Source organism: Marinobacter nanhaiticus D15-8W (genome assembly GCF_036511935.1).
GTDB classification, from domain to species: domain Bacteria; phylum Pseudomonadota; class Gammaproteobacteria; order Pseudomonadales; family Oleiphilaceae; genus Marinobacter_A; species Marinobacter_A nanhaiticus.
The window spans coordinates 5,056,785-5,074,490 of sequence record NZ_AP028878.1; the positions used below are offsets into that span (position 1 = coordinate 5,056,785).

The following is a 17,706-nucleotide window of genomic DNA, read 5'->3' on the forward strand; positions in this document are numbered from 1 at the left end:
TGTCGAGTTTCTCCCCCTGATCATGTTCGCGGTCGTCTGCCTGGTCCTGATGGCAGGCTATCCCGTGGCTTTCTCACTGGCCGGCACGGCCCTCGCCTTCGCATTGGGCGGTATGGCCTTCGGCGTCTTCGATGCCGGCTTTCTCGGGGCCACGCCCAACCGCCTTTATGGCCTGATGACCAACGAGACCCTGATCGCCGTGCCGTTGTTCATCTTTATGGGCTGCATGCTGCAGCAGTCGAAAATCGCTGAAAACCTGCTCGAAAGCATGGCAGAGCTATTCAAGGGGCTTCGCGGTGGCCTGGGCGTTTCTGTCGCGTTGGTAGGCATGCTGCTTGCCGCAAGTACCGGTATCGTCGGTGCCACGGTCGTTACCATGGGGCTGATCTCGCTGCCCACCATGCTCAAGCGCGGCTATAGCCCATCACTGGCTACCGGGACCATCTGTGCCACCGGCACCCTGGGTCAGATTATCCCGCCCTCGATCGCGCTGGTCCTGCTGGGGGATGTCATGTCCAGCGCCTACCAGCAGGCCCAGCGCATGCAGGGGATTTTCAGTCCGGATACGGTTTCGGTGGGCGACCTGTTTGTCGGTGCGCTGATTCCAGGGCTGATCCTGGTGCTGCTCTACATTATCTACGTCGTAGCAGTCGCCTTCATCAAACCGTCCGCCGCTCCGGCCCATGGCAGCCTCGAAGGCGACGAGCAGCGGCGCGAAGTAAGGCTGTGGCACGACCTGACGCCACCGCTGATCCTGATCGTTGCGGTCCTTGGTTCGATCCTTGCCGGTATCGCCACCCCTACCGAAGCGGCGGGTGTCGGCGCCCTGGGCGCAACGATTCTCGCCGGTCTGCGCCGTCAACTGGGTATCAGGGTATTGCGTGACGTCTGCCAGCAGACCACCCGGGTCACCTGTATGGTGTTCCTGATCCTGATCGGGGCAGCGATCTTCTCGCTGGTGTTCCGCGGCTACGGTGGCGACGACCTGATCCACGGCCTATTCGAGGGCATGCCCGGTGGCGTGGTCGGAGCGATGATCGTGGTCATGGTGGTCATCTTCCTGCTCGGTTTTATCCTGGACTTCATCGAGATCACCTTCGTCGTGGTGCCGATCGTCGCGCCGGTGCTGCTGAAGATGGGCCTGGACCCGGTCTGGCTGGGCATCATGATTGCCCTGAACCTGCAGACCTCCTTCCTGACGCCACCGTTCGGCTTCTCCCTGTTCTACCTGCGAGGGGTCGCGCCGCCCGAGATTCGTACCTCACAGATCTATCGCGGGGTGATTCCTTTCATTATCATTCAGCTGTTCATGCTGGTGTTGCTGTCTTTCTGGCCAGAACTGGCCACCGGGCTACCGGATTATCTCTATGGATAGCTGCCATAGCGCATGACACGCTGTAAAACGGCCCCTCGCACAGAGCATTCAATAAAAAGACAGTATTGGCGAAACAACCATGAACCTGACGGACGACGACAAACCCAACCCCCGGGGCCAGCTGGCCCTGCAGGTAGTACCCCTGCCCTCGGACACCAACGCCAACGGCGATGTCTTCGCCGGCTGGCTGGTCAAGCAGATGGATATGGCGGCCGCGACCACCGCCGGACGCATCTCCAAGGGCCGCAACGCCACGGTCGCCATCGACCGTATGGAATTCCTCTCGCCGCTGCGGGTCGGTTCCCAGGTGGCCTGCTACACCGAACTGGTGGACATCGGCCGCAGCTCCATGAAGATCAACGTAGAGGTCTGGACCCTGGACCGCGACAAGGAACGGATGCGCAAGGTCACCGAATCCTTGTTCGTATTCGTTGCTATCGACGAACACGGGCGTATCCGGGAAGTACCGCAGCAGCGTTAGGAACCAGACCTGCCTGCCACAAACCTGCTACAAAAAAGCCCCGCCATGTCGCCATGCCGGGGCTTTTGCTATACCGCATATTTACTGGGCCGGAGCCGCCTCGCCTTCAGGCTCACGAATTTCCACGTAAGTCTGCTCGGAGATTTCCGTATACGGTACCACCTTGTCACGGAAGGACTTGTAGGACTCGTAGGCCTTGCCGGCCATCTCGTCCTGCTCGGCCAACTGCTTGACCGTTTCATCCGACATTTCGCGCAGGCGGTTGATAACGTCGTCCGGGAACCGCCGTAATTCGACGTTCTTCTCTTCCACCAGTTCACGCAGTGCCTCGTTGTTACGGGCGGTGAACTCCGCCAGCATATCGGCGTTCATTTCTCGGATCGCGACATCGAGAATGGCCTGCAAATGCTTGGGCAGCTTGTTGTAGGCATCGGCGTTGACGATCATCTCCAGCGCGGTGCCCGGCTCGTGCCAGCCCGGATAGTAGTAGTAATCGGCAATCTGGTGCAGACCGAAGGCCAGATCGTTATACGGACCGACCCACTCGGTAGCATCGATGGTACCGGTCTGCAGCGCGGTGAAGAGTTCACCGCCCGGCATGTTCACCGGTGTGCCACCGGCTTTTTCCAGCACATCGCCGCCGATACCCGGGATACGCATCTTCAATCCCTTCAGGTCCTCGACGCTGTTGATTTCCTTGTTAAACCAGCCACCCATCTGCACGCCGGTGTTGCCACCGGGCCAGGGGATAACGCCGAACGGTTCATAAGCCTCGCGGTAGAGTTCCAGGCCACCACCATGGAAAATCCAGCCGTTGTACTCCTGCGCGGTCAAACCAAAAGGAACCGTGGAGAAAAACTGGGCCGCCGGGATCTTGCCCTTCCAGTAGTAACCGGCCCCATGGCCCATTTCAGCCGTACCCTGGGATACCGCCGAGAAGACTTCCAGAGCCGGCACCAGGTCGCCCGCGCCATAGACAGTGATATCGATCTGCCCATCGGTCATTTCGCGAACGTTATCGGCCAAGCGCTCTGGGCCGGTACCCAGACCCGGGAAATTCTTGGGCCAGGTGGTAACCATCTTCCACTTGTAAGTCTGTTTTTCTTCGGCGGGAGCGGCTGCCTGTTCGGCACTGTTGGCCTGGTTGTTGGCGTCGGTTTCAGTCGAGGCGCTTTCCTGCTCCTGGGAGCATCCAGCCAGGCCGAGGCCCATCGCACCGGCCACGAGGGCCGCCAATAGGTTGCGACGTTTCATGTTTTCTCCTTCTTTATCATTGTTGTTTGCTTCCGGGCCCGGCCGTAGCCAGGGCGCCGGAGATCCTGCTGACACCTATACTAAGGGACTATCAAGGGATCCTAGCGTGACTTATATTCTTTCATCTTGCTCTTATTCGAAAGTCTGAACCGATGAAAGTTTTTTATTTCATAGGTTAGGAATTGCAACTTTGCCATTGATCCCAACCTGTCGCTAGTCGCGGCTGATCAAAGTTGCTCCAGAGGAGCATAGGCCAGAACCAGCCATTTTGCCCCGTCGTCGAAGTTGACCTGGACCCGGGTATGGTGGCCGGAACCCTCGCAATTCATTACCACGCCCTCGCCGAACTTGGGATGGCGTACCCGCTGGCCCAGTTGCAGCCCGGCCTGTTCCATCGGGGAGGAATCGAACAGCCCCTCATTCGGCCGCTGAACCATCGCCGGTCGCGTCACCGTATTGCGCAGCCGCACTTCCTGGATGCAGTCGCCAGGAATCTCACGCACGAAGCGTGATAAGGCATGGAACTTCTCCTGACCATACAGCCGACGGGACTCGGCGTAGGTCAGTATCAACCGCTTCATCGCCCGGGTGATACCGACATAGGCCAGGCGCCGCTCCTCCTCCATGCGTCCTGGTTCCTCCAGGGACATACTGTGTGGGAACAGCCCTTCCTCTACACCGGCCAGGAAAACCAGCGGGAACTCCAGGCCCTTGGCGGAGTGCAGCGTCATCAGCTGCACGCTGTCCTGGTTGTCGTCCGCCTGGGATTCACCCGCGTCCAGCGCCGCCTGGGCGATAAATTCCGATAGCGGATCTATACCGTCTTCCACCTCGAAATCCGCCATGGCGCTGACAAGCTCTTCCAGGTTTTCCACCCGGGCCTGCGCCTTCTCGCCTTTTTCATTGGCGTGGTGGTCGCGCAGGCCGCTGTCCTGGATAGCGCGTTGAGTCAGTTGCTTGAGATCCAGTTCGTCCTGGTCGGCAGCCAACCCTTCGATAATGGAAACGAATTGCTGCAAACCGGTCTTGGCGCGACCTTTCATGGCCCCGGCTTCAAGCAGTCGTTCGGTCGCCTGCCAGAGGGAAATCCCCTGCCCGGTGGCCATTTCCCGCAGATCCGCCAGGCTCTTGGCGCCGATACCCCGGGGCGGCGTATTAACCACGCGTTCGAAGGCTGCATCGTCGTGCCGGTAGTGCACCAGCCGTAGATACCCCAGGGCGTTGCGGATTTCCTGACGGTCGTAGAAACGCAGCCCGCCATAGACCCGATATGGAATACCCTGGCGCAACAAGGATTCTTCCAAGACCCGGGATTGCGCATTGGAGCGATAAAGAATGGCTGCTTCGCTGCGCAGGTTGCCGTCATTGACCCAGGCACTGATGGTATCGGCGATGTAGTTGGCTTCGTCCTGCTCGTTGAAGGCGGCGTAGAGACTGATCGGCTCGCCCTCGACACCATCGGTCCAGAGTTCCTTGCCCAGGCGACCCTGGTTGTTGGCGATAACCGCATTAGCCGCCTTGAGGATGGTCTGGGTGGAACGATAATTCTGCTCCAGCCGCACCATCCGGGCATTGGGAAAATCCTGCTGGAATTTCTGGATGTTCTCGATCTTGGCGCCGCGCCAACCGTAGATGGACTGGTCGTCGTCCCCGACGATGGTCAACGGCACCCGGTTACCCGCCAGCACCTGCAGCCAGGCGTACTGGATGGTGTTGGTGTCCTGGAACTCATCCACCAGGATGTGCTGGAAGCGACGCTGGTAATGGGCCAGCAGCTCGGGCCGGTGTAGCCAGAGCTCATGGGAGCGCAACAGCAGCTCGCCAAAATCCACCAGGCCGGAAAGCTGACACTGCTTTTCGTACTGGCGATAGATCTTCAGCATCACCGAGGTGAAGTGATCGTCAGGGTTCTCCTGGATATGGTCCGCCCGCAGCCCCTCATCCTTCTGCCCATTGATGAACCACTGCACCTGTTTCGGCGGCCAGCGGCTCTCATCGATCTGCTGTTCGCGCATGACCCGCTTGATCAACCGCACCTGGTCGTCGCTATCCAGCACCTGGAAGTTCTCCGGCAGCCCGGCGTCCTGGTAGTGAGCACGCAAGAGGCGATGGGCAATGCTGTGGAAGGTACCGAACCACATGCCATGGCCATGCAGGTTCATCAACTCCCCGATACGGTGGCGCATCTCCCGCGCGGCCTTGTTGGTAAACGTGACGGCAAGGAGACCAGTGGCCGGCACCTGGTCCACCTGCATGAGCCACGCCATGCGGTGCACCAGCACGCGGGTCTTGCCCGAACCGGCACCGGCCAGCACCAGCAGGTGATCGTTCTGCGCCGTCACCGCCTCACGCTGGGCGTCGTTCAGGGAATCGATAATCGGGGAGACGTCCATGGACAACCATACATTCGCGGGAAATGGAGACGGGATTATAACAAGCCGGTCAAGGCAAGCGACCCAACCATTGATCGAGTATCACGATTCCGGACTCTTGAACCAAACGATCTCACGACAGGCTTCGGCCACATCGTCGAGCTCAATTTAAACGCCTTCAAGCACCGCGATTTGTCAACTCTGGTGAAATGAAACGCGATTCATACCTTTCGCCACATTTCGTAGTAGATATTGCGCGGCCTCCCTGTAGGATTGCACCGCTTTGGTTCGCAACACATCCTTCATGAGTCATCTGTGATGCTTTCGTCCCTGAAAATCTCCCACAAACTGGCATTGATGGTCTTTGTTGCCATCCTCTCCTTCGTGGTTGCTGAAACTCTGACCATCTTGGCCGAAAGGGAGAATTCTGGTCGTCTGGGAGAAGTAGAGCAGAAACTCTACCCGACTCTCGAACTTTCTACCGTCAACCTCGGGCAGTTGTCGCTCATCGAGCTGCAGATAAACAGTGCCGTCGCGACTGGCGACGAAACCCAGCTGGAGGCAACCCGGGCGGACTATCAGTCCATTCGCGATAACCTGAAAGAAATCGGCCGTCTCAACCCTGCCATTAGGAAGGAAGCCGAAGCTCTCTCAGCACAGGTGGAAGCCTACTACTCCAATGCCACGCGAATTGCTGCCAGTTTTATCGACGGTACGGCGGACTTTAGCCGTATCGGCGATGAAGCCGCTGCAAATGCAGAGCGGCTGGAGCGTCTGCGGGCCGCCATGACCGAAATGCGCAGCATGACGCGAGATCGGTTCACCCGATCCATCAGCGAAACCCTCGACGCCTCGCAGGAAGCATCGACCCTGAGCGTCATCATTATGATTATCGCCACCGTCGTGCTGATCGGCCTGAGCCTTGTCATCGGTCGCTCGATCAGCCGCAGCCTGGGCCAGATCATCAACTCGCTGAAGAGCATGGCCTCTGGCGAAGGCGATCTGACGTCGCGCCTCGAATATGACGGCAAGGACGAACTTCGAGAAGTGGTCACCAACTTCAACGCATTCGTCGAGAAACTTCACCGTTCGTTTGCCACCATCAGTCGCGACGTCGACGGGCTCAACTCGGTTTCCCAGCAACTGACCGTCGCCAGCAACCAGAACCTCGAGCGCATTCAGGATCAGTCGGAAGCCATTTCAGCGGCCCGGCATGCGGTTGCGGAACTGGTTAAAAGTGTCGAAGAAGTTGCAGGTTTTGCCAGCAATGCATCTGACCAGACCCAGGACGCAGCAAGCTTCGCGCAGAAAGGTTATGCAACAGTCAGCACCAACATCGACACGATCCGTTCACTGGCAGACGATGTCGAGGCAACCGCTGGTCTGGTCAACCGGTTCGAGGAATTCTCAAACAAGGTGAGCGGCTTACTCGATACGATCCAGGCCGTCGCAGAACAAACGAATCTGTTGGCACTCAATGCCGCTATTGAAGCCGCGCGGGCTGGCGAGCATGGCCGCGGTTTTGCCGTGGTTGCCGATGAAGTCAGGGGCCTCGCCGTACGAACCCGCAGCGCCACCGAGGAAATCCACACCGTTATCAACGATCTTACCCATACCTCAGGGTCGGCGGTTAAATCGATGCAGCAGAGTGTGCAGCGCGCCCATGAAGGTGTTGATGCAACTACCGAGTCCGGTGAAATGCTTAAACGCATCCTGGAGAGCGTAGAGTCCATCAGCAGCATCAATGAGCAGATTGCCGCGGCAACATACGAGCAAAGCACGACCTTCAACTCGGTAACCCAGCACATTACCGATATTCACAACAATGCTGAACAGGTCAGCGCCAGCACCCGCGAACTGGACAATGTCAGCAACGACATTCATCAGATCAGCGACGGACTGAGCACAGTAGCCGGCCAGTTCAAAGTCTAGATCGATCAGCGCCTAAATCACCTTTTCACACATCTGCGCCTTCCCCGGGACCGGGGGAGGCTCACGCACGCGTAACTGGAGAAACCAATGACACGCAAAATACTGAGAATCGCACCTCTGGTCCTGGGCGTTGCCGCTGCCCCAGCCCTGGCCCAATCCGACGCAGAGCGGCTGGACCAATTGGAACAGCAAGTCTCGTCACTGCAACAGCAGCTGACTTCCGCGGCGGCCGACCGCGTACGCTTCAACGGCTTCTTCAGCACCGGCTATGCCACCGCGAACAATGATGCAGGCTTCGCCGGCATTGGCGAGCAATCCGAAGTCAAGGATCTCAGCCTGATGGCGCTGCAAGGCACCTTCACTCTGACCGATGATACCCAGGCGATCATGCAGTTGGTCTCCCGGGGTGAGGAGGACTGGGATACCGAGCTGGAATGGGCCTATCTAAGCCACCAGGCTACGAACGAACTGCAACTCCGTGCCGGCAAGATGCGCATCCCGTTCTTCATGTACTCGGACTCCCTGGAGTTGGGCTACGCCCAGCCTTGGGCCCGCCCGCCACAGGCTGTATACGGCCCAGTCACGGTAACCAGTTACGTGGGCGCTGACGCCACCTACACCTATAACCTGAGCGGTTCTTCCATCAACACCCAGTTGTTCACCGGCTTCACCGATGAATCCAGCGCAACAAGTGGTAATGAGGTCGAATTCCGCAACACGGTGGGTATCAATACCGAGTGGACGGACTACGTATGGAAGGTCCGTGCCGTTGCAGCAACGGCCGAAGTTTCCGTTGACAGCCGCCTGCTCGGTCAGCTCTTCGGGCAGAACACCTATACGCTTGCAGATGGAGAACGTGGCAACTTCTATGGCTTGGGTTTCGGTTATGACGATGGCACCTGGCAGATCGTCTCGGAAGTGACACGTATTGCCGTCGATGGCCCGTTCTATGACACCGACTCCGCCTACCTCACCGTCGGTCGACGGTTCGACAACATCATGCCGTACGCCACCGTGGGCTGGATCGAAACCAAGGACGACGACGAACGCGCTGGCCCCCTGTCAGCCGTTCTGGACCGGCGACGTGACGAGTACAGCCTCGGTGTGCGTTGGGATGTGCTTTCAGGTGTCGCCTTGAAGCTCGACTGGACCCACGCCCGCGGCTTTGGCGACGAGCCGGGTGGTTTGGATGCAGCAAGTGTATTTGCCGAAGACATCGATAGCACCAACGTCTACACCATCAAAATCGATTCAGCGTTCTAAGGAGCCATCATGAAGCGTTTCCGTATTCTTCTTGTCGCCCTGATGCTGGGAACTTCATTGGCCCAGGCTGAAGTGGTAGTCATCGGTAACCCGGCAGGCCCGGATACTATCTCCCTGGATCAGGTCCGTGACATTTTCCTGAACCGAAGTAAAGCGCTGCCCGGTGGCCAGCGAGCAGTTCCCTACGAGCTTGCGGAAGGCAACGCAACGCGTGATGCCTTTCACGAAGCGGTGACTGGACGCTCCAATGCGCAATTGAAAGCATTCTGGTCACAACAGGTCTTCACCGGTAAGGGGCAGCCGCCCCAGGAAGTGGGGACCGAAGCCGCGATGAAGTCTTCTGTGGCTTCTACCCCAGGCAGCATCGGCTATATCGATGCTGCCCAGGTCGATGACTCCGTCAAGGTAATCCTTAAGCCCTGAACTGTGCATTGACGGAAAAACGCCCGAGGCCAAAACCTCGGGCGTTTCTCTTTCTTGGGGAGAACGTGCAGATTTTCGGTATCAGGCGCAACGCAGTCAGTGCCGATCTCCGCGCGGCACCGTCTGCGGTTCGACGAACTCGAACAGGCCTTCGATACCACCCTCGCGGCCGACGCCGGAGGCTTTCATGCCGCCGAACGGGGCTTCCGGTGTGGGACCGGTACCGGTGTTCCAGCCAACATGGCCGAAGCGCAGACCGCTGATCACTCGGCTGGCACGGGCTTCGTCGCCGGTGAAGACATAGGCGGCCAGACCGAATTCGGTGTCGTTACCGGCCTCGATCACCTCGTCGTCATCCCGGAAGGTTACCATGGGCACCAGCGGGCCAAAGGTCTCTTCCTGGGTGCACAGCATGTTCCGATTGATGCCACTGACGACGGTCGGCGGATAGAACAGGTCGTTGCCGCTGAGAGCTGAAGGCTCTTTGCCGGCGACCAGTTTGCCGCCCTTCTCCAGCGCGTCCTCGACATGCGTGCGCACCTTGTCGAACCCCGCCTTGTTAATCAGCGGCCCGATGTCGACCCCCTCTTTCATACCATCGCCTACGGTCATCTTGTTCACCCGCTCGGCGACCTTTTCGCTGAAGCTCTCGACGATGCTCTCCTGAACGTAGATACGGTTGGCGCAGACACAGGTCTGACCGCTGCCGCGGAACTTGTTGGCGATCAGGTTATCCGCCGCCGACTCCAGATCAGCGTCCTCGAAGACGATGAACGGCGCATTGCCGCCCAATTCCAGGGCCAGCTTCTTCACCCAGCCGGTACTGTTTTCCATCAGCGTGCGGCCAACTTCGGTAGAGCCCGTGAAGCTGAGCATTGGCATGTCCGGGGATTCGCAGAAGACCTTGCCGATCATGCTGGACTTGCCCATCACCAGGCTCACCATACCCGGCGGCATCTTGACCACATCGTGCATTAGGGAAAACAACGCGATCATGGTCAGCGGCGTTTCGCTGGCCGGTTTGATCACGGACGGGCAGCCGCCTGCCAACGAGGCGGATAGCTTCTTGGCGATCATGCCGATGGGGAAGTTCCAGGGCGTGATCAGACCGGCCACGCCGATCGGCCGATAATGCACCGTCCAGGTGCAATTCTTGGGCTCTTCCTCAATAGTGTGGGATTTGAGGTGATCGATCTTCTTGGCGCAATAGTCGAAGAAACCGGCCGCATATTCGACTTCACCCTGTGCTTCCTTAAGCGGCTTGCCGTGCTCCAGGCACAGGATGCGACCAACCTCCTCCTTGTTATCCAGCAGGGCATCGCGGATACCGATAAGCCATTCGCGACGTGTTTCCAGGTCATAGGGCTCGGTCAGTTTGAGCGCCTTCTTGGCTTCGCTGATGGAGCGCTGTACATCGTCTTCGGACATCGACGCGACCTGGGCCAGCACCTCACCGGTCGCCGGGTTGTAGACATCGAACGTGTCTCCGGACGACGTGACCCACTGCCCTCCGATATAACCATCAAAATGCTTCAGTAACGGTGACTGAATCATGTCGGCTCCTTGTGATTGGGCTCACGAGCCCGTGGATATCCATTCCCTCTCTCGGCCGTCAAGCGTGGCAGGCTGAAGAAACGGACGTCCAGTAGGCTCCTGTTTCATTCATCAGAGTTGCCGAACCATAGTGGCCGATGTTCCGGCGATGGACAAGTACACAGGTTACGGCTCCCCGCCAGTAACCAGTCGGCGCTTGAGCCTCGCAGGAAAGGGTGCCTATACTCGCAGGATGGACGTCCCGGATGCACCCGGCTTATTCGCCAACGACTGACGGTTTGACAAGACCTTTCGGAGCCCTGCTATGAAAGCGTTTTTCCACCCTGCACAGGATCTGCACATCCCGAAAACCTACTTTACCCGGGGCCAGATGCGCGAGCCCCAGGAGATTCCGGCACGTACCGGTGAGTTGCTCGAAGGTTTGCGTTCGATGGACTTTTCGGTGCTCGAGCCAGCCGACCAGGGGCCTGGTGCAATCGCCAAGGTGCATGACCTGGGCTATCTGCGTTTCCTGGAGTCCGCCCATCGGGACTGGACCGCGATGGGAGACGACTGGGGCGACGAAGTCATGTCCAACATCTATGTTCGTTCACCCAATCACTTGCAAGGTGTGCTGGCCCAGGCCGCGCGCTATCAAGCCGATGGGAGCTGTCCTATCGGCGAGAACACCTGGCATGCGGCCTACTGGTCGGCGCAGACGGCCCTGGGTGGCGCCGATGCACTCATGGCCGGCGATCGCACCGCCTACGCCGTATGCCGCCCCCCCGGTCATCACGCCCGTCGTGACGCCGCCGGCGGCTTCTGCTACCTCAACAACGCGGCCATCGCCGCCGAATCCCTCAAGCGTCGCTTCGAGCGCATCGTCATCCTGGATACGGATATGCACCACGGCCAGGGTATCCAGGAAATATTCTATGACCGGGACGATGTGCTCTATATCTCGATCCATGGCGATACCACTAACTTCTATCCGGTCGTGAGCGGTTTCGAGAACGAACGCGGCGAAGGTCGCGGTTACGGATACAACATCAACCTGCCCATGCAGCACGGTTCATCCGAAGAGGATTTCTTCACTAAGGTGGACGAAGCAGTGAAGGCCATCCGTCTGTTCCAGCCGGATGCGCTGGTGTTGGCGCTGGGTTTCGACATCTACAAGAATGACCCGCAAGCCAAGGTGTCCGTTTCGTCCGAGGGTTTTTGCACCCTGGGCAAACGCATCGCTGACGTAAACCTGCCTACCCTCGTAGTTCAGGAAGGCGGTTACGATCTGGAAGCGCTATCCCAGAACGTACGTCAGTTCTTCAGCGGGCTGGAAGGTCGCTCGCTCTAGACAGTCAGCGGCACGGGCAGGCGCTGTTGCGCATCGCGCATATGTTTGTTGTTTTCGAATGACGGTCGCGCCTCACCGGCATGAGGCTTGCTTGATCAAACGTGATTTGTCCGTGCCCGGTTTCGGGCACACAAACGGGACAGCGCCATACACTGGTCACTGTCCTGTCACAGACTTGGATTACGCTTTCGTCCTGGGGGCAGCTCCCCCAGCGCATTGAGGTCAGGGAGCCTGCGAAAGTGCTTGGGCTCCTGAGTTTTCCAAAGGAGGATGTGACACGTGCGATCTTCAGCCCATACCCATCCGGCAGAGCAACAGGTTGAATCCGTTCAGGCCGAAATTCTCTCCATCTTCGACCATCTCCAGCGGGATGAAACGCGCGATCGCGAACGCGCCGCTGCCAAGCGCAAACTGGCCGCGCGCCGCGCCATCGAGCAGCATTTCGAGCGTAAGGCTTTGGAGGATTCCATTCGCGATGGCTGGTTAGACGACTAGGTAGTTGCTCGGCGGTTAAGCGGAATGGAATGGCGCCGGAAGGCGCCATCGAAACTGAAGGCACCTTTGGCGCCTCAGAAGCTGAAGCTTCTGCTACATGCTCGAGTTACCCGGAGGATGTAGCCGACGCTTCAGCTTCGGAGCAGTCCGCAGGACTGCCCCATGTGCGAGCATTAAAGGGCGCTGAAACTTCCCGGCGCGATCAGGCGGGGGAGTAGACGAGTATGTTTTCGCGACCCGCCGCCTTGAGATGTCCTGCGTGCATGCGGCTCATGGTGCCCCGGTCGCAATAGAGCAGGTAACGGCAATCCGGCGCCAAGTCCCCGACCCGCTGGTTCAGTTCGTAGAACGGAATATGCAGGATCTCGTTGTTGGTCAGGTGTAGCGGCGCACGCTCCTCTTCGCTGGGGTGACGTACATCGATGATCACATCGCCCACCGCCGGCGTCTGTACCAACTCCACATCCTCCGGCGTGGTGATGGTATCCAGGATCTTCTGGATCGGTGTTTCCACACGGTCTTCGACCGCTTGATCCAGCACCGCCGTGTCCATCTTGGCCTCTTCCTCCTCCACCCGGTGGAGTTTGGCGCGGGTGACCGGCTTCTGGGAAATCACGCCACAATACTCAGGCATATTGCGGGCATAACTCTCGGTGCCAATCTCGCCCGCCAGACGGATAATCTCCACCTTGTCCATGGTGATCAGCGGCCTTAGCACGACCTCGTCACTCGCCCGGTCAACCACATTGAGGTTGGCCAGGGTCTGGCTGGAGACCTGGGCTACCGCATCGCCGGTGACCAGGGCGCGAGCGCTCGTGGTCTCGGCAATGCGCGCAGCTGCCTTAAGCATCATGCGCTTGAGGATCACGCCCATATGGCGATGGTCCACCGCGCGCATGATCTCTGCCACCACACCCTCGAAAGGCACGGAAATGAATTTCACCGAATGCGAAGCGCCGTAGCGGGCCCACAGGTGATGCGCGACCTGTTTGACACCCACTTCATGGGCCGCGCCGCCCAGGTTGAAGAACAGGAAATGAGTGCGGATACCGCGGCGCATGGTGAGGTAGGTGGCAACAGAGGAGTCGTAACCCCCGGAAATCAGCGTTACTGCCGACTCGACGCTGCCCAGCGGGTAACCACCCAGCCCCTCGAAACGACGTTCAACTAAATGGTAGCGGTCATGGATCACCTCGATACGGACCTGCTCGTGCGGTTGCTTGAGGTTGACCCCGGTAGCGCCGGTCTGGGACAAGAGCACGGCACCCACCTTGCGCTCAAGATCCGCCGACGAGAAGCTGTGCTCGCCGGTTCGTCGTCCGCGTACGGCGAAGGTCTTGCCCTCCAGGTGCGGCTTGAACACCGCCAGGGCACGCTCGGCAATATCGTCCAGATCGGTCAGTGGATAGTCGCGTACTTCCAGGAAATTGCTGATGCCGGGAATACACTTGAGCAGGGCAATCAACCTTTCGTTGTCGACATCGTCGGGCACGCGCACGTCGACACGGTCCCAACTGCCCTCGACAACGATGTCACGGTTGACGCGGCGCAGGATCTTGCTGACGTTCTGGCGAAGCTGACGGATTTGCTGACGGCGGACGGGCTTGCTCTTGATAGCCACTTCCGCACTGGGACGGATCAGGAAATTCATGGTAAAGGTGTAATCGGACGCTGACGGGAAAGCACGCATTCTACCGCTTCACAGCCTGACTTAAAAATCCGGCTGAAAAACGCGTTGCAAAAGGACAAGGCCACGGTGCCAACACCCGTCACTGATCAGCAGCCGCTAAAACCGCTACACTGGCTAGTAAATGCGTAAGGTATACGTCAGCGTGTCGAGAGTATGAATCTCGCAACAAACCCAATCCAAAGCAGGAACCAACACTCCATGACGCAGGAAACCGTCAACGCCCTGGTCTCGCCCGAGGGCAGCCTGGAAATTCTCTCCAGTCACGAAGTCAACCGGCTCAAGGACAAGAGCGAAGGCGGCCTTTACAGCCTGTTCCGCCAATGCGCCCTGGCGGTGATGAACATCGGCGCGGACATCGACGACTGTAAGGACCTGCTGGAAATCCACGCCGACTTCGATATTCGACTCGTGCCCCAGCCCCGGGGCCTGAAACTGGAGTTGATCAACGCGCCGGCCCAGGCGTTCGTCGATGGCCAGATGCTGCGAGGTATCCGCGAACACCTGTTTTCAGTCCTGCGCGATATCATCTATGCCCATTCCGTACTGGCGACAACGCCAGGTCTCAGGCGGGACGATCCGGAAACGGTAACCAACCTGATCTTTCACATCCTGCGCAACGCGCGGGTCATGCAGGCTGGCCGGCATCCGGATCTGGTCGTGTGCTGGGGCGGCCATTCCATCAGCCGCGAGGAATATGTCTACAGCAAGGAAGTGGGGCATGAACTGGGCCTGCGCGGCCTGAGCATCTGCACCGGCTGCGGCCCTGGCGCCATGAAAGGACCGATGAAGGGCGCCACCATCGGCCACGCCAAGCAACGGGTCAAGAACGGTCGCTATATCGGCATCACCGAGCCCGGCATCATCGGCGCCGAAGCCCCAAACCCCATCGTCAACGAACTGGTGATCATGCCGGATATCGAGAAGCGCCTGGAGGCTTTCGTTCGCACCGGCCACGGCATCATCGTCTTCCCCGGCGGTGTCGGGACTGCGGAGGAGATACTCTATCTGCTTGGCGTACTGCTACACCCTGAGAACCGCGACCTACCCTTCCCCATCGTGTTTACCGGCCTGCCGGAGAACGCGGAATACTTCGAGATGATCGACCAGTTCATCCGCAACGCCCTGGGGGACGAAGCGACCGCCCGCTACCAGATCATCATCGATGATCCGGTCAAAGTGGCCCAGGCCATGAAACACGGCATGGAAGAAGTGCAAGCGTTCCGCCGCACGAACCAGGATGCCTATTACTTCAACTGGATGCTGAAGATCGACCCGGTGTTCCAGCTGCCGTTCGAGCCGACCCATGCCAGCATGCGCAACCTGGCGCTCCACCGAAACCAGGCACCACACCTGGTGGCCGCCAACCTGCGCAAGGCATTCAGCGGCATCGTCGCGGGTAATGTGAAGGCCCAGGGTATCAAGCAGGTGCAGGAGCACGGCCCCTTCGAAATCGCCGGCGACCCGGTACTGCTGAACCCCCTGGAAGACCTGCTGACCGCATTCGTCCAGCAAAATCGCATGAAGCTGCCAGGCGCCGCCTACAAGCCCAGCTACCGGATCGTCAACGAACCCACCGAGGTGGTGAAGTAGGGTTCACAAGACGCTTGAAGTAGGGCCAGGCCCTACTTGCCCTTGGCCGGCAGACTGGCGTAATAGGCAGCCAGGTTGGCGATGTCCTGATCCGTCAGCGCCGCAGCCTGGCCTTGCATGATGGCAGCCTGGCCGCCCTGACGTTGCCCGCCCTTGTAGGCTTTCATCGCCATGACCAGGTACTGCTCGTTCTGCCCCGCCAGGTTGGGGTACGTTGGAATCTGAGCCACGCCATTCTGGCCGTGACAAGCGGCACAGACCGCAGACTTCTGTTTGCCGGCGTCGACATCGCCCTCGGCGGAAACCGACAGGGGCGTGCTTGCTACAAGTGCCAGTACCAAAGTGCTCAATGCTCTCATGGTGGTCTTCCTCATGGTCTCTCTCGCTTTGTTGTCGGAGGCCAAACTCGTGGGCCATTCCACTATCTTGCTTATACCATAGGGAACATACGTCAAAAATGCGTCCCTGGAACCTCGTCCAGACGTATACCGAAAGTCTTGCGTCGCCTTGCGACGTTTGTCTTATATGGACGGCCATCGGTATCCATGCGAGTCTATTGACCCGTCTGGTTAATCCGCTGATCTACTGAGCGCGTGCCGTCAAAGCGTTCACGCGCCCCGAAAAGCGCACCGCTGGTCGCTTTGCAGCAATGTTCTGGAGCCAAATCAACTTCATGTCCATCCGCACCGAAACCCGGACCTGCCGCGAAGGCAAGGTCGGCCTGATTACCCTCCAATCGCCCCGCAATCTCAACGCCCTGTCCGAGCACATGATCACCGGCATGCAGGCCGCCCTGGACGAATGGGCCCAGGACCCGGATATCTGCCTGATCCTGCTGTGGGGCCGCGGCGATCGCGGATTCTGCGCCGGCGGTGATATTCGCGAGCTGCACCAGGCCATCACCGGGGAAGAAGGCGACCTCAAGGCGATCCATTATTTCTCCGCCGAATACCGCCTCGATTACACCCTCCACACCTATCCCAAGCCGGTCGTGTGTTGGGCGCATGGCGCTACGATGGGCGGCGGCCTGGGGCTGCTCGCCGGCAGCCGCTATCGGCTGGTTACACCATCCATCCAGTTAGCCATGCCGGAGATCAGTATCGGGCTGTTTCCGGACGTGGGCGCAGGCTATTTCCTCAATCGCTTGCCCGAAGGCATCGGCTTGTTCCTGGGGCTGACCGGCGCCCGTCTCAACCAGGCGGACAGCATGCGCATTGGCCTGGCGGACCTGGCGGTCGCCGATGAAAAGCCCGACGGGTTGCTGGACCGGATTATCGATACCCGCTGGACCGGAGAAGTGGCCAGCGACGACAACCGGCTTTACCGTCTTCTGAACCAGTTCGCCCAGGAGCAGGACGTAACGCTGCCGGAGAGCAACCTGGCCGCCCATGAACAGCGCATCCCGTCGCTATGCCGTGGCGAATCCCTGCCGGTGGTGGTGGATCAGTTGCTCAACGAGGTCAACGACGATCCATGGTGGCGAGGCGCGATCGATAACCTCCGCAATGGCTGCCCGACCACCGCATGGCTGGTGTGGGAGCAGATGCGCAAGGCCCGCCAGCTCTCGCTGAAGGAGATCTTCCGTATGGAACTGGTCATGGCCGTGCGCTGCTGTGCCGGACCAGATCTGCGAGAAGGGATCCGGGCGCTGCTGATCGATAGGGATAATGCGCCCAAATGGCAGTTTGCGTCGGTAGAAGAAGTTGGCGAATCCCACGTGGAAATGCACTTCATACCGCCGTGGATGCCGGCGGACGATCCGTTGGCAGACCTCTAATCTAGGTTTATCGACTTCAACGAGCAAACCGAATTTGAGGACTCTGAGCGGTAGGGCAGCCCTGCGGACTGCTCCGGACCTGATGAGGGTGTCGCAAAAGTTTGCGGATTTAAGCCTCTCCCCTCGCGGTAGAGAGGTTTGGAGATAGGGGGACGAGGCGAGAGCCTCGC

At 59.2% G+C, this 17,706-nt stretch carries 14 protein-coding genes; 9 read left to right on the top strand and 5 right to left on the bottom strand.

Annotated features, from left to right (window positions below):
• The first annotated feature begins 22 nt into the window (after positions 1-22).
• Positions 23-1,375, top strand: coding sequence for a TRAP transporter large permease (locus RE428_RS22795; protein ID WP_040883020.1), 1,353 nt, complete (start codon positions 23-25; stop codon positions 1,373-1,375).
• A gap of 79 nt (positions 1,376-1,454) precedes the next feature.
• Entirely contained in the window at positions 1,455-1,856 is a 402-nt protein-coding gene (locus RE428_RS22800; RefSeq protein WP_004579857.1) for an acyl-CoA thioesterase, read from the top strand.
• Between the two features lie 81 nt (positions 1,857-1,937).
• Here RE428_RS22800 and RE428_RS22805 read toward each other — a convergent pair whose 3' ends face one another.
• Both RE428_RS22805 and uvrD read right to left on the bottom strand, forming a co-directional pair.
• Positions 1,938-3,110 carry a TRAP transporter substrate-binding protein gene (locus tag RE428_RS22805; RefSeq protein ID WP_004579856.1) on the bottom strand — a complete coding sequence of 391 codons (1,173 nt, stop codon included), beginning with the start codon at positions 3,108-3,110 and terminating at the stop codon, positions 1,938-1,940.
• Between the two features lie 227 nt (positions 3,111-3,337).
• Entirely contained in the window at positions 3,338-5,503 is a 2,166-nt protein-coding gene (gene uvrD / locus RE428_RS22810; RefSeq protein ID WP_004579855.1) for a DNA helicase II, read from the bottom strand.
• A gap of 297 nt (positions 5,504-5,800) precedes the next feature.
• Between uvrD and RE428_RS22815 the strand changes: the two genes are divergently transcribed.
• The 3 genes from RE428_RS22815 to RE428_RS22825 all read left to right on the top strand — a co-directional run bounded on the left by RE428_RS22815 (position 5,801) and on the right by RE428_RS22825 (position 9,100).
• Positions 5,801-7,414 (top strand): methyl-accepting chemotaxis protein, encoded by a 1,614-nt coding sequence (locus RE428_RS22815; RefSeq protein WP_004579854.1) that lies wholly within the window; start codon positions 5,801-5,803, stop codon positions 7,412-7,414.
• An 87-nt stretch (positions 7,415-7,501) separates the two neighbouring features.
• Complete coding sequence (locus RE428_RS22820; RefSeq protein WP_004579853.1) at positions 7,502-8,677, top strand: hypothetical protein; 1,176 nt, start codon at positions 7,502-7,504, stop codon at positions 8,675-8,677.
• A gap of 9 nt (positions 8,678-8,686) precedes the next feature.
• Positions 8,687-9,100: a type 2 periplasmic-binding domain-containing protein gene (locus RE428_RS22825; RefSeq protein WP_004579852.1), complete on the top strand. Its 414-nt coding sequence runs from the start codon at positions 8,687-8,689 to the stop codon at positions 9,098-9,100.
• Between the two features lie 96 nt (positions 9,101-9,196).
• On the opposite strand, the gene RE428_RS22830 is transcribed toward RE428_RS22825, so the two are convergent.
• The gene (locus RE428_RS22830) at positions 9,197-10,654 is read right to left on the bottom strand and encodes an NAD-dependent succinate-semialdehyde dehydrogenase (protein WP_004579851.1); all 1,458 of its coding nucleotides are present in this window, start codon (positions 10,652-10,654) and stop codon (positions 9,197-9,199) included.
• A 304-nt stretch (positions 10,655-10,958) separates the two neighbouring features.
• Between RE428_RS22830 and RE428_RS22835 the strand changes: the two genes are divergently transcribed.
• Positions 10,959-11,984 (top strand): histone deacetylase family protein, encoded by a 1,026-nt coding sequence (locus RE428_RS22835; protein WP_004579850.1) that lies wholly within the window; start codon positions 10,959-10,961, stop codon positions 11,982-11,984.
• A gap of 279 nt (positions 11,985-12,263) precedes the next feature.
• Positions 12,264-12,479, top strand: a complete 216-nt coding sequence (locus tag RE428_RS22840; protein ID WP_004579849.1) for a PA3496 family putative envelope integrity protein — start codon at positions 12,264-12,266, stop codon at positions 12,477-12,479.
• Positions 12,480-12,681: 202 nt separating this feature from the next.
• On the opposite strand, the gene thiI is transcribed toward RE428_RS22840, so the two are convergent.
• The gene (gene thiI, locus RE428_RS22845; RefSeq protein ID WP_040883019.1) at positions 12,682-14,130 is read right to left on the bottom strand and encodes a tRNA uracil 4-sulfurtransferase ThiI; all 1,449 of its coding nucleotides are present in this window, start codon (positions 14,128-14,130) and stop codon (positions 12,682-12,684) included.
• A gap of 237 nt (positions 14,131-14,367) precedes the next feature.
• Between thiI and ppnN the strand changes: the two genes are divergently transcribed.
• Positions 14,368-15,759 (top strand): nucleotide 5'-monophosphate nucleosidase PpnN, encoded by a 1,392-nt coding sequence (gene ppnN, locus RE428_RS22850; RefSeq protein ID WP_004579847.1) that lies wholly within the window; start codon positions 14,368-14,370, stop codon positions 15,757-15,759.
• A gap of 32 nt (positions 15,760-15,791) precedes the next feature.
• Here ppnN and RE428_RS22855 read toward each other — a convergent pair whose 3' ends face one another.
• The gene (locus tag RE428_RS22855; RefSeq protein ID WP_004579846.1) at positions 15,792-16,118 is read right to left on the bottom strand and encodes a c-type cytochrome; all 327 of its coding nucleotides are present in this window, start codon (positions 16,116-16,118) and stop codon (positions 15,792-15,794) included.
• A gap of 314 nt (positions 16,119-16,432) precedes the next feature.
• Here RE428_RS22855 and RE428_RS22860 point away from each other — a divergent pair, with 314 nt between their 5' ends.
• A complete protein-coding gene (locus tag RE428_RS22860) occupies positions 16,433-17,536 on the top strand; it encodes an enoyl-CoA hydratase/isomerase family protein (RefSeq protein ID WP_004579845.1) in 1,104 nt (367 codons plus the stop codon).
• Positions 17,537-17,706: the final 170 nt, after the last annotated feature.